This is a genomic window from Flavobacterium xizangense, assembly GCF_054075145.1.
In genome coordinates this window covers 1-245 of record NZ_JBSIPG010000260.1, presented here as the reverse complement: position 1 = coordinate 245, position 245 = coordinate 1, and the positions used below count along the sequence as shown (strand labels likewise).

At 30.6% G+C, this 245-nt stretch carries 1 protein-coding gene; it reads left to right on the top strand.

What is annotated here, in order from left to right; translation table 11 throughout:
* Positions 1-42 precede the first annotated feature (42 nt).
* Positions 43-245: ferritin-like domain-containing protein (locus tag ACWA1B_RS23355; RefSeq protein WP_456911069.1), on the top strand; the 203-nt coding region annotated here is incomplete at its 3' end.

The following is a 245-nucleotide window of genomic DNA, read 5'->3' as shown; positions in this document are numbered from 1 at the left end:
CGGTCTAATTTTAGTAATTTTACATTATTAAAATTTAAGACTATGAAAGATTTACTAAGAACAAGCACTTCATTAACTGAAGGGATTGAAAATATATTGAACTTACAGGCAAAATTAGAAAGCGACGCTTCAAACAAATATTTAGCTATGGCAGCATGGTTGGATAGAAATGGTTATGCTAATACAGCATCTTACTTGTATAAGCAAGCCGAAGAAGAAAGAGAGCATTTTCTAAAAGTTTTCAA